The sequence below is a fragment of the Winogradskyella algicola genome (genome assembly GCF_005869935.1).
GTDB lineage: Bacteria > Bacteroidota > Bacteroidia > Flavobacteriales > Flavobacteriaceae > Winogradskyella > Winogradskyella algicola.
Genome location: NZ_SZQF01000001.1, coordinates 831,126 through 842,162 on the forward strand (window position 1 = coordinate 831,126; position 11,037 = coordinate 842,162).

12 protein-coding genes and 1 tRNA gene are annotated in these 11,037 nt (G+C 33.5%); 7 read left to right on the forward strand and 6 right to left on the reverse strand.

Features of this window, described 5'->3' with window-relative positions; translation table 11 throughout:
• Nucleotides 1–7: 7 nt before the first annotated feature.
• Genes FC091_RS03650 through FC091_RS03660 form a run of 3 tightly spaced genes read left to right on the forward strand, consistent with a single transcriptional unit; the run spans nucleotide 8 to nucleotide 2,102 of the window.
• Nucleotides 8–490 (forward strand): glycosyltransferase family A protein, encoded by a 483-nt coding sequence (locus tag FC091_RS03650; RefSeq protein ID WP_138432911.1) that lies wholly within the window; start codon nucleotides 8–10, stop codon nucleotides 488–490.
• Between the two features lies 1 nt (nucleotide 491).
• A complete protein-coding gene (locus FC091_RS03655) occupies nucleotides 492–1,493 on the forward strand; it encodes a type I phosphomannose isomerase catalytic subunit (RefSeq protein ID WP_138432912.1) in 1,002 nt (333 codons plus the stop codon).
• Between the two features lie 45 nt (nucleotides 1,494–1,538).
• Nucleotides 1,539–2,102 (forward strand): PhnA domain-containing protein, encoded by a 564-nt coding sequence (locus FC091_RS03660; protein WP_138432913.1) that lies wholly within the window; start codon nucleotides 1,539–1,541, stop codon nucleotides 2,100–2,102.
• Here the strand turns inward: FC091_RS03660 and FC091_RS15170 are convergent.
• Nucleotides 2,099–2,239 (reverse strand): hypothetical protein, encoded by a 141-nt coding sequence (locus FC091_RS15170; protein WP_171032447.1) that lies wholly within the window; start codon nucleotides 2,237–2,239, stop codon nucleotides 2,099–2,101. The genes FC091_RS03660 and FC091_RS15170 overlap by 4 nt on opposite strands.
• 48 nt (nucleotides 2,240–2,287) lie before the next feature.
• On the opposite strand from FC091_RS15170, the gene FC091_RS03665 reads away from it, so the two are divergent.
• Nucleotides 2,288–2,551: a DUF1272 domain-containing protein gene (locus FC091_RS03665; protein ID WP_138432914.1), complete on the forward strand. Its 264-nt coding sequence runs from the start codon at nucleotides 2,288–2,290 to the stop codon at nucleotides 2,549–2,551.
• A gap of 215 nt (nucleotides 2,552–2,766) precedes the next feature.
• A complete protein-coding gene (locus FC091_RS03670; protein ID WP_138432915.1) occupies nucleotides 2,767–3,081 on the forward strand; it encodes a hypothetical protein in 315 nt (104 codons plus the stop codon).
• A gap of 81 nt (nucleotides 3,082–3,162) precedes the next feature.
• On the opposite strand, the gene FC091_RS03675 is transcribed toward FC091_RS03670, so the two are convergent.
• The 4 genes from FC091_RS03675 to FC091_RS03690 all read right to left on the reverse strand — a co-directional run bounded on the left by FC091_RS03675 (nucleotide 3,163) and on the right by FC091_RS03690 (nucleotide 7,825).
• Nucleotides 3,163–3,606 carry a YybH family protein gene (locus tag FC091_RS03675; RefSeq protein WP_138432916.1) on the reverse strand — a complete coding sequence of 148 codons (444 nt, stop codon included), beginning with the start codon at nucleotides 3,604–3,606 and terminating at the stop codon, nucleotides 3,163–3,165.
• Nucleotides 3,607–3,672: 66 nt separating this feature from the next.
• The gene (locus tag FC091_RS03680) at nucleotides 3,673–4,773 is read right to left on the reverse strand and encodes a DUF4407 domain-containing protein (RefSeq protein ID WP_138432917.1); all 1,101 of its coding nucleotides are present in this window, start codon (nucleotides 4,771–4,773) and stop codon (nucleotides 3,673–3,675) included.
• A 128-nt stretch (nucleotides 4,774–4,901) separates the two neighbouring features.
• A complete protein-coding gene (locus FC091_RS03685) occupies nucleotides 4,902–7,457 on the reverse strand; it encodes a M56 family metallopeptidase (RefSeq protein ID WP_138432918.1) in 2,556 nt (851 codons plus the stop codon).
• Nucleotides 7,458–7,459: 2 nt separating this feature from the next.
• Nucleotides 7,460–7,825 (reverse strand): BlaI/MecI/CopY family transcriptional regulator, encoded by a 366-nt coding sequence (locus FC091_RS03690; RefSeq protein WP_138432919.1) that lies wholly within the window; start codon nucleotides 7,823–7,825, stop codon nucleotides 7,460–7,462.
• 122 nt (nucleotides 7,826–7,947) lie between these two features.
• Here FC091_RS03690 and FC091_RS03695 point away from each other — a divergent pair, with 122 nt between their 5' ends.
• Nucleotides 7,948–9,336: a M28 family peptidase gene (locus tag FC091_RS03695; RefSeq protein WP_138432920.1), complete on the forward strand. Its 1,389-nt coding sequence runs from the start codon at nucleotides 7,948–7,950 to the stop codon at nucleotides 9,334–9,336.
• Between the two features lie 2 nt (nucleotides 9,337–9,338).
• On the opposite strand, the gene FC091_RS03700 is transcribed toward FC091_RS03695, so the two are convergent.
• The gene (locus tag FC091_RS03700; protein WP_138432921.1) at nucleotides 9,339–10,733 is read right to left on the reverse strand and encodes a dipeptidase; all 1,395 of its coding nucleotides are present in this window, start codon (nucleotides 10,731–10,733) and stop codon (nucleotides 9,339–9,341) included.
• A gap of 105 nt (nucleotides 10,734–10,838) precedes the next feature.
• Here FC091_RS03700 and FC091_RS03705 point away from each other — a divergent pair.
• Nucleotides 10,839–10,920 (forward strand) — tRNA-Leu (locus tag FC091_RS03705).
• Nucleotides 10,921–11,037: the final 117 nt, after the last annotated feature.

Below are 11,037 nucleotides of genomic sequence, written 5' to 3' on the forward strand. Positions count from 1 at the left end.
TATATAAATGAAGATAGGAATCATAATTATATTCAGAAATAACGAATCTTCAATTAGGGTAGAAAATCTAGCTAAACATATGCGGTCTACAGATATTGTAAAGTTTTGTTTGGTCGATAATTACAGTAGCGACAATACTCTGCAATTACTACATGAGATAAAAGAAGAATGTTTAGATAAGGTAGAAATAGTCGAGATAAAAAAGATAGTTTCAGAATCGATGGCTAAAAGAGCAGGTGCGCGTTATTTGTCAAGCAATTATAATCTAAAATATGTAGGTTTTATAAACTTAGGTTCGGTTCAAAATAAAGGTCACGATCTTGAGCGCATTTTAAAGCAGATTACCCAAAATGATAATTACATAACTGATTTAAAAACGCTAATAGATAAAAACAATACAAAGCAAAACTTTATAAAAGGTGTTTTTTCCATTGTAGATTCAATTAAGGAAATTAATAAAAAATATAAGTCTTTAAAACCAAGTATTTAAAATGAAAGCATATCCTATAAAATTTAAACCAATTTTAAAAGAAAAAATTTGGGGAGGAAATAAACTCTCTAAAATCTTGAATAAGAAAACAGATCTAGAAAATGTAGGTGAGAGTTGGGAGATTTCTGGAGTAAAAGGAAATATTTCAGAAGTAGCTAACGGAGACTATAAAGGGCAAAACCTAAATGATCTTTTAAAAACATATACGTCAGAATTTTTAGGTTTAGCAAATTATGAGCGTTTTGGCGCTGAGTTTCCTCTGTTAATTAAATTTTTAGATGCAAAAACAGATTTGTCTGTACAAGTACATCCAGACGATAAAATGGCCAAGGCACAACACAATTCTTTAGGTAAGACCGAAATGTGGTATATCATGGATAGTGATGACGATGCAGATATTGTTCTTGGATTAAAAGATGAAAGTGTAGATAAAAATATATTAGAACAAATTAACGCAAATAATGTTGAAGATGTCTTTCATAGAGAAAAAGTAAAGCAAGGCGATAGTTACTTTATTCCAGCAGGAAAGATCCATGCCATTGGCGCAGGTGTTTTGGCTGCTGAGATACAGCAAACTAGCGATATTACTTATAGAGTTTACGATTGGGATAGAACAGACGATTCCGGTAATAAACGAGATTTGCATACTAAACAAGCTATAGAAGCAACAAAATCTTTTGAATCTACAGGTAAGTGTAATTATGATTTAAAAGCTAATGAAAACAACAACTTGGTGTCTTGCGATTTCTTTACCACCAATATTTTTGAGGTAAAAGGATTAAGACAAGTAAACTATGAGAATTTGGATTCTTTTGTTATTTACGTGTGTGTAGAGGGCGAAACACAAGTTGCAGTTGATGGTTACACGGAAACTCTAAAAATGGGTGAAACGGTCTTAGTGCCTGCAACAATGAAGTCAGCCTTATTTAATGGTAAAAATGCAAAGTTGTTAGAAGTGTATATAAAACCACAACAATCTCAAAGCAAAAAATTAGCTATTTAGTAGCCTTATAATTCTATATTTGCTCATCTTTAAAATTAAATTTTGATGAGTTTAGAAAGAGAACTTCAAAAGCGAAGCGGAAATCGTTGTGAGCTAAGTGGTGATACAGAAAAATTAGCGGTTTATATTGTTCCTGATGCCAAAGATATGGCTTTGTATGCTTCAGAAACTTGTATAGAACAGATGAACGATGCTGATAAAATTGATGCTAACCACTGGAGATGTCTTAATGATAGTATGTGGAGCGAGCATGATGCTGTTAAAGTCATGGCTTGGAGAATGCTTCATAGAATTGATGCAGATTGGACACAAGACTTACTTAATATGTTTTACATTGAAGATGACTTGTTAGAAGTGGCTAAAGCATCAGGTGATGGAGATGATGATGAAAATAAAATTACGCATCGCGATGTTAATGGTGTGGTTTTAGAGCATGGCGATTCAGTTGTGCTTATCAAAGACCTCAAAGTTAAAGGCTCTAGCATGGTAGCCAAACAAGGAACTGCTGTTAGGAATATTAGACTAGATCACGAAAATGCCGAGTATATAGAAGGCAAAGTAGATGGCCAGCAAATTGTCATTATTACCCAATACGTTAAGAAGATTTAATCTGAGTTCTTTTTGTTGAAGAAGTCAAAACTCAGTGGTATCATAAATACCAAAAACAAGTAACGACCAGTTATTAATCCAAAGAGTGTTATTGCAGCAAGAATAACCATTAAAATTACCTTATATTTATATTTCATGACGTAAAGGTAAATTCCTTATTTATTTTATTCAAAACAAAAACCAAAATGTTGCAAATAAGACCAACATGCGAGCATTGCAATAAAGCGCTTCCCTACGGTTCTGAAGAAGCTATGATTTGCACTTTTGAATGTACCTTTTGCAAAGATTGTGTTGAGCTTTTACATCATATCTGCCCAAACTGTGGTGGTGGTTTTGAAAAACGACCAATTCGTCCTGAAATATTACTCCATAAATATCCTGTTTCTACTAAAGTAATTCTTAAGCCAGTAGACCTTGAGGCACACTATATTAAATTCAAGATTAAGTAGTTATTTTTCTTACAATCTAGATATTTGTAAATGTGTTGTTTATCGAAAAAATAAACCGCCAATTTCAAATTATCTAGACAAAAATACCATTTGTCGAATTTCTGGGAAGTAGAGAATATTTAGTCAGATATTAGAGTCATCCCTCAAGAATTAATAGCACCAGATTTACAGATTAATAGCCCTAAATTATTATTAATGATTTAACATTATTTATTATGGATTTACAAATCACCAACTACAACAATCGTTTTCAGATTAAAGGGACACTGAACAAGCTGAGTCTTAAAGCATTCAATGCTCATTTTGCTAATATTTTTGATAGACTAGATGATATTCTATTAGATATTGAAAGTGTAGAAAGTATTGATAGAGCTGGTGTAATGGCTTTAGCAAGATTACACAATGAATCCATTACAAAATCAAAAAAATTATCTATAGTTGGTTTAGGTTGCAAAGAACTTTATGACCACTTTAAAGCTGAAGAGCCAGAAGTTATTAAAGTACCTACTGGTTCAATTGTAGCTGCATAACAAGTAGATTAAGATACATATACAGAAGTGCTCTCTAGTGCGTTTATGGTGACAGATAAACAACTTGTGAGTACTTTTTATTTAGCAAGACATGTCTACTATAATTTTCCATTCGCCATTTATCTTTTTAAAGATGATAATGAAAATGCCATTTACATTGCCAGCTTCTCGTTTTAGATGATATTCACCCATTACCCAATAATTATCTCCTTCGATTTTTGAAATATCGTTGATAACGAAATTGAGTTTGCCACTTTCAGCCTTTGTAGGATAGCCTTTTTTGTAATTGTTTAATGTGTTTTTCCAACCGTAAGTTAATCCTCTGCTACCATAGAATTTTAAAGAATCACTCTTCCAGTAGCCTTGCATAAACCCTTCTAAATCATGATTATTCCAAGCGATTTCTTGAGTGTTCAGGACTTTTAAGATTTCTGCTTTGTCCGTTTCAAAAGTGTCTTTCTGTTGGTCTTGATTATTATTGCAATTGAAAAGTAAAAGCATTAATACAAAATGGATAGATTTCATTACAAATAGGATTTTTGGTTTATGCTAAAAGTAATCATTTGTAGATAAATCTATACTAGTGCATTTTTAAAGCACTCCCTTTTGCTTCTTTAAAAATGCATCAGCTTGATGTTGCATCAACTCTCTTGCTTTTGTACGTTTGTAGTTCATCACGTCTTCTTTATCTGCAATTTCTGTGTACACTTTGTTATTAATGTCATTATCTGTTTTAACAAGTAGTTGACGTTCTGCAACTTGTTGGCTAACCCAAGATTTAATAACAGTTTCCTGATCTTCTAGTTTATAGTCGTACTCCCCTTTTGGTGATAAAAGTTTTGCGATAATAGGAGAGGTTTCAATAGCCAAAAACAACAAGAAAATAAAGAAAGAAGGTAACCATGGCAATTTACCTAAGGCATTGACCCTAGCCATTAAGCCATCAAAATTATCAATAATTGGTTGTGATGCTGTAACGTTGGCTTTATAATCGCCTTGCAAGGCAATAATTTCATTTTCTAAAGTTGTAATTTTTGCTTTGTTGTCGGTTTTTAGTTGTTGTAATTCGGTTAAAGCTGTGTCGTGTTTCTCACGTTTTTCTTTGTAAACAGGTCCTTTACCGAGTTTCATAGTACCAGATGTGCCTTCTGCCTCTGTGATATAGGTGTCGTAAAGTGCATTGACTTCAGTTTCTTTAGTATCTATTTCATTTTGTAAGCCTAAAATCTGACCTTCTAATTCTGCTATTTTAGGATTGAATTGTTGCGCAATTTGATTTTGATTTGCAAGCGTTAAATCATTTTTTTGTTCTAATAAAACCTGATTGATTTCTTTTTCAAAAATCTTCAGTTCTAAAGGTTTTGAAATCACTACAGCAATAATTACTGCTAGGAAAATCCTTGGAGTTGCCTGAAGGATTTCATCCAAAACATTATTGCGCTTTTTTATGGTAGAAACGATGTAACGGTCCAAATTAAATATAAGTAACCCCCAAATTATTCCGAAAAAAATAGATGTATATAAATTGTCAAAAACGGTGTAGAGTGCATAGCTCGCTGCAATAGTTGCCATTAATGCTGTGAAAAACACAGTAGCACCAATGCCAGCATATTTGTTTTGCTCGCCATTAGAGCAGTTTTCTAGAATATTGGTGTCTGCTCCCGAACATAGGATAAAGAATTGTTTTAACATAACTGCTTGTTTTGATTGATTGATGATTTGTAACACTGAACTACTTTCAGTGTCTATTAGAACGCTAAAACTTTGATTTTGTTACATTTTTGAGATAAAAAAGCCTCGAAGTTCGAGGCTTTTCATATCTAGTTTTTTGATTTTTTCTTTTTATCAATCTCAATTGGTTCTTTTGAAATGTAGACTATTGGTTTGCCTTCTTTTGATTTTGGATAGGCATTAACGTTCAGTTGGTTGTTCTTTTTAAGAAGAGTTATGGCTTCATCTGATGTAATAGCTTTTCCTTCATAGTAGAAACTAGCGTTTGCTTTAGCCATCTTTATTATAAAGTCTAAGGTGGACTCAGGCTTTTTTGGTTCTGGCGGAGGTGGTGGAGTGTCTTCTGTATTCTTTTTTGCTTTTGGTGGCTCAGGTGCTGGAGGCGGAGGTGGAGGCGGTGGAATGTTTGGCCATGGTTCGGCATTTTCGCGTTGCGCTTCAGACATTAGGTTTCTGTAAATCTTATAGTATTTATCGTATTCCTTTTTCTTAATCATTGGATAAGAACGTTTATTTTTAGTGGATTCAGCTTTCTTTATGGCTGAATTCATTTTTTTAGCCCAAGTGTTGTATTCTGCAATTTGCTCTTTTGTGGCTTTTTGTTGGCTAGCTTTTACATCAAGCGCTGGAAAAGGAAATTCAACGGCTTTATTTTTCTGCCGTGATGACATTTTTTTGTAGATGTCTGTTAATTTATTGAGCTCTTTTTCATCAATGGGTGGATACCATGTTGTACCATTTGAGAGCTTTTTACTTTTTGCGTTTATATTTTTAGCCCAAGCATTGTATTCAGATATTTCTGAATCAGTTAGTTTTTTCTGGTCTAAGATATCTTCAACTTGTTGCCAGTCATTTTCTTTTGCCGCTATTGGTGTTGGAGGAATTAATTGATTATGCTTAATAATTTCTGGCGTAAACTTTTTGTAATTGTAGTATAGAAATTCGTAGGTTCTTACTAACTCTTTAGAATTTATTTTTCTTTTGTTTTCAGATAATGTTATTTCATTTTCATAATCTTCTAATGTTTGTTTATAATGACTTATCATTAATCTAACAAATAAATTATAGGCATCTGGTGTTACTAAGTTTAGGACGGATTGCTCTTTCATTTCTGCCAATTCTGAAATTGGGGTGTAAGAAAATGTTATAAAGTCTGATGCTTTGTATTTTTTTAAGTCGTCTTTAGATATATAGTTTCCATCGACTTTTATGATATAGTTTTTCGAATTCTTAGCTTCTTCAAAATGTGCTTCTGTAACATCAATTCTATGATAAGGAATCTCATTGGCATATACCCACTTAATTTTGTTATTATAATCTAATTCAAAAAATCGTTTACTTACTTTACGACCTTGCTTGTCTTTTACTACAAAAAATTGATTTTTATAGTAGTTTTTTTCTGCTCTCTTTTGTAAGTCGTCACTAATTTGTTCTAGATTAGGAACTGTTTCATTGGTCATCCCCAATTGATTAACAGCTTGTTTTTGGTTTTTTGGTAAAGAAAATGCCAAATCAACCCAAGCTGTGCCTTTCAATCCACTTAGGGTTACACCAGATTGATTAGGCTCAATAGAAAATGCAAACTTATCGGTATCTAAAGTGTTGCCTTCAGAGAAGCCAAAGTCATTAATGATGTAAGGTTTTGAGTTAGTCTCTAGTACTAAATGACTCCATCTACAACCGTTTTCGCATCTAAGCTCTAAAGTGTTACCGGTTTTTTCTACAAAAACTAAAAATGAGTTAGTTTCAGATATAGGGTTTTCTGTTTTGTCTTTTTCAACGTATTCGCGTTCAGCAAAGCTGTAAAAAAGAATGGCTAGGATTGGTAATACCAATAAGGTACTTAACCAAATTCGGGTTTTGGAGGTTTGTGTTTTCATAACTGTAAATCGTTTTTTGAATGATGAATAATTGATGGCACTCGCTAATTGATGATTGTGAGTGTTTGATGAAAATTGTAATAATATATTCTGATAGCTTTTAGTAGTAACACCTTGCTGCAATACAGCATCATCTGCTAAAAACTCGTGATTGAGTTTTACATGATGTTTTAAAATGTACACCAACGGATGAAACCAAAAGACAATTTGAAACAGTTCTAGTAACAAAATATCTAAGCTGTGCCATTGCTTGGCGTGCGTCTCTTCGTGTAGTCTGACTTCTTCGGGTATTTGGTTGTTTTCAAATTGTTGCTGGTTAACAAAAATGTATTTAAAGAAGGAATGTGGTATGCGATACGTTTTTAGCAATACGTAGATAAAATTACGGTTACGTTGTTTATCGTTTGTTGCAATTTGTCCGTATAGTCTAAAAAGGTTAACCGCAAAACGAATTACAAATAGCGTTGCTCCAAGTATGTAGATAGACCAAAGAATAGTTTCTAAAGTAAGTACAGGTGTGGTTTCAATGGGTTGAGGTATAACTTCCGCATCTATTGGAATAAATGCAGTTGTGATTTCAAAATTTTGAACAATAGGTTCTATATATTCAATAATTGTAAGCTGTGGAATTATTAAAGCGATGGCAAATGAAACTAATAGATAAAATCTCTTAAAGTGGTGCATTTGTTGCTTTTCTAAGAGTAGTACATAGGTTAGCCAAAACACCAATAGACAAGCCGAAAATTTTAATAAAAATAGTTCCATGATTACTTACTTTTAATTTCCTTGTCTATGATAGCTTTTAACTCTTCTAACTCTGTTTTTGTTAAATCTGTTTTTCGGGTGAAGAATGATGCAAACTGGGACGCACTATCGTTAAAAAAGGTTTTAATCAAACCGTTAACATGTTTAGAGAAGTAGTCTTCTTTTTTAACCAATGGATAATACTCTCGTGACTTACCGTAGGTTTTATAGTCTACAAAACCTTTTCCAATCATGCGCTTTAATAATGTGGCAACGGTCGTTGTTGCAGGTTTTGGCTCAGGATAGACCTCTAAGATATCTTTCATAAAAGCTTTTTCTAGCTTCCATAAGTATTGCATGAGTTGTTCTTCGGTTTTAGAGAGTTCCATTGTTCTACAAGATTAGAATTAACTCTACAAATGTAGAATAAAAATTTTAATTTCAAAATATTTGATTATCAATTTTTTACATTTCACTATCTTTGACTATACTTTTTAATGCAGTTTTATTAATGAAAAAGTCCTTATTACTATTAGGCTTAATAGCTTTAGTAACTTTTAACGCCAAAGCTCAATCTGTGGAAGATTTAATGAATGAAGTAAGTAATTCTAACTTACAAACTACAGTTGCAGAATTATCTGGAGAACAAACAGCGACCATAAACGGAAGTTTACAAACCATAACCACTAGAGTACAAAGTAATAATGATTTGGCAGCCGATTATATAAAAGAACGTTTAGAAGCACTGTCTAATCTTAATGTTGAATTTCAGGATTTTAATACGGTTGGGAAGAATGTTATTGCAACTCAAGTAGGGCAAACAAATCCTGACGATATTTATATTATTTGTGCACATTATGATTCTGTAACCACATACTGTGCGGACGATAACGCAACTGGAGTTGCAGCAGTTTTAGAAATAGCAAGACTACTTTCTGGCCAATGTACAGCTAATACTATTGTCTATGCGCTATGGGATGAGGAAGAAATAGGATTAAGAGGCGCTAACTATTATGCGCAGCAGGCTGCAGATGAAAACAATGGCAATACACGAGATAATATTCTGGGTGTGATAAATATGGATATGATTGGTTATGATGGTGATGCACCAGGAACACCTGGAGATAATGATTTTGATATAGACGTAAGAGACATTGCAAATTCTTTGACCATCAAAGATGATTTATTAAATCTTTTGAGTACTTATACATTCGATTTAAACGAAATAGTTGTAAATCCAGGTACTACAGCTAGTGATCATTCTCGTTTTTGGAATCAAGGTTACTCAGCAGTTTTAGTTGGCGAGTCTTGGGAAACCAATGATCAAACACCAGATTATCATACGTCTAACGATAGGGTTGAGGATATCGATTTTCAGTATATGACAGAGTTAACCAAGTTGGTACTCGCTTACACAGCAACAAAAGCTAGTTTAATTGATATTGATAATACTATTACACAATCAACAACATCATTAATATCTAACCAAACCACAGGAACATACCAATGGTTTAATTGTGATACCAATACACCTATCTCTGGAGAAACCAATCAATCTTTTTCACCTTTAAATGATGGTAATTATGCTGTTGAAGTCACCAACGGAAGTTGTACTGAAATAAGTCTGTGTGTTAATTTTTCTGTTTTATCTACGGAAGAATTTCAGCCTAATGAAATAAAGGTGTACCCAAATCCGGTGGATTCAGTAATTAAGGTTGATAATTTTACGGAATCTAAAATTGATATCACAGTTAATAATATATCAGGGAAAGTGATTAAAAAAACAAACTCCCAAAAAGCACATGTTGAAATTGAATTCGATAGTACTGTTTCAGGAGTTTATTTTGTAAATATTAAGTCTAAAACCAAAGCTTCGACTTTTAAAATTATTAAAGAGTAGATTTATTCGGCCAATTTTAACTCTGTAAAGTACTTGTAAAACCAAGGGATAGTCTCAATACCTTTTAAATAATTCCAAACACCAAAATGCTCGTTTGGTGAATGTATAGCATCACTATCTAAACCAAAGCCCATAAGGATTGTTTTACTTTTTAATTCTTGTTCAAAAAGCGAAACAATAGGAATACTTCCACCACTGCGTTGTGGAATAGGAGTTTTTCCAAAAGTCTCTTCATAGGCTTTTGACGCAGCTTGGTAACCTGTGCTATCTATTGGTGTTACATAGCCTTGGCCGCCATGATGAGGTGTTACCTTCACCTTTACGGCTTCTGGTGCAATGCTTTCAAAGTGGGTTTTAAATAGTTGTGTAATCTCTTCCCATTCTTGGTTAGGCACTAAACGCATCGAGATTTTAGCAAAGGCTTTACTAGCAATAACTGTTTTTGCGCCTTCACCAGTATAACCTCCCCAAATTCCATTAACATCTAATGTTGGTCTTATAGAGTTTCGTTCATTTGTGGTATAGCCTTCTTCACCATAAACCGCATCAATACCTAAGGCTTTTTTGTAGTTGTCTAACGAAAACGGAGCTTTTGCCATTTCTGCACGTTCTTCATCCGAAAGATTTTCAACCTTATCATAAAACCCAGGAATGGTTATGTGGTTGTTTTCATCATGAAGCGATGCAATCATTTTAGTTAAAACATTTATCGGGTTTGCTACAGCGCCTCCATACAGACCAGAGTGTAAATCGCGATTTGGTCCTGTAACTTCAACTTCAACATAACTAAGACCACGAAGTCCAGTTGTAATAGAAGGCACGTCTTTAGCAATCATGCCAGTATCAGAAATTAGAATAACATCGTTTTCTAACTTTTCACGATTTGCAGCGACAAATTTTCCGAGGTTAGCACTACCAACTTCTTCTTCACCTTCAATCATAAATTTTACATTACATGGTAACTCATTATTGGTTGTCATGTATTCTAAAGCCTTTACGTGCATGTACATTTGGCCTTTGTCGTCACAAGCACCTCTGGCAAAAATAGCACCTTCGGGATGTTTTTCTGTTTTTTGTATTACAGGTTCAAAAGGAGGAGAATTCCATAAATCTAAAGGATCTGGTGGTTGTACGTCATAGTGGCCATAAACTAAAACTGTGGGTAAGCTTTTATCAATTATTTTTTCACCGTAAACGATAGGGTAGCCGTCTGTTTCACAAACTTCAACCATATCACAACCAGCTTTTTCTAAGCTTATTTTAATAGCATCTGCTGTGTTGAGTACGTCTTTTTTGTAAGCTGAATCTGCACTTATAGAAGGGATTTTTAGTAAATCAATTAGCTCGTCGATAAAGCGTTGTTTGTGCTCATCGATGTAAGAATTTATGTTTTGCATAATAGTTATTTGATTTCTAACAAAAGTAACAATAATCAAAGGATTATTTTCTTAAATAAAACCTATTTGAATATTGAAACTATTGTTTATATTTGCAGTCCTTTTGCAGGCGTGGTGGAATTGGTAGACACGCTAGACTTAGGATCTAGTGCCGCGAGGTGTGCGAGTTCGAGTCTCGCCGCCTGTACAAAAGAAAAGCCGAAACTTAAGTTTCGGCTTTTTTTATTTCTCCAAATGAAATGATAAATTAAAAGCGAATTTTTAAAATAAATAATGGTCAAATAGTTTGTTTTTTGCAATCTTA

Bases quoted from the DNA above. Each gene is read 5' to 3' on its own strand.
- FC091_RS03680 (WP_138432917.1), bottom strand. From the start codon at position 4,773: ATGTTAAAACAATTCTTTATCCTATGTTCGGGAGCAGACACCAATATT.
- FC091_RS03700 (WP_138432921.1), bottom strand. From the start codon at position 10,733: ATGCAAAACATAAATTCTTACATCGATGAGCACAAACAACGCTTTATC.
- FC091_RS03690 (WP_138432919.1), bottom strand. From the start codon at position 7,825: ATGGAACTCTCTAAAACCGAAGAACAACTCATGCAATACTTATGGAAG.
- FC091_RS03650 (WP_138432911.1), top strand. From the start codon at position 8: ATGAAGATAGGAATCATAATTATATTCAGAAATAACGAATCTTCAATT.
- FC091_RS03670 (WP_138432915.1), top strand. From the start codon at position 2,767: ATGGATTTACAAATCACCAACTACAACAATCGTTTTCAGATTAAAGGG.
- FC091_RS03695 (WP_138432920.1), top strand. From the start codon at position 7,948: ATGAAAAAGTCCTTATTACTATTAGGCTTAATAGCTTTAGTAACTTTT.
- FC091_RS03685 (WP_138432918.1), bottom strand. From the start codon at position 7,457: ATGGAACTATTTTTATTAAAATTTTCGGCTTGTCTATTGGTGTTTTGG.
- FC091_RS03655 (WP_138432912.1), top strand. From the start codon at position 492: ATGAAAGCATATCCTATAAAATTTAAACCAATTTTAAAAGAAAAAATT.
- FC091_RS03665 (WP_138432914.1), top strand. From the start codon at position 2,288: ATGTTGCAAATAAGACCAACATGCGAGCATTGCAATAAAGCGCTTCCC.
- FC091_RS03675 (WP_138432916.1), bottom strand. From the start codon at position 3,606: ATGAAATCTATCCATTTTGTATTAATGCTTTTACTTTTCAATTGCAAT.
- FC091_RS03660 (WP_138432913.1), top strand. From the start codon at position 1,539: ATGAGTTTAGAAAGAGAACTTCAAAAGCGAAGCGGAAATCGTTGTGAG.
- FC091_RS15170 (WP_171032447.1), bottom strand. From the start codon at position 2,239: ATGAAATATAAATATAAGGTAATTTTAATGGTTATTCTTGCTGCAATA.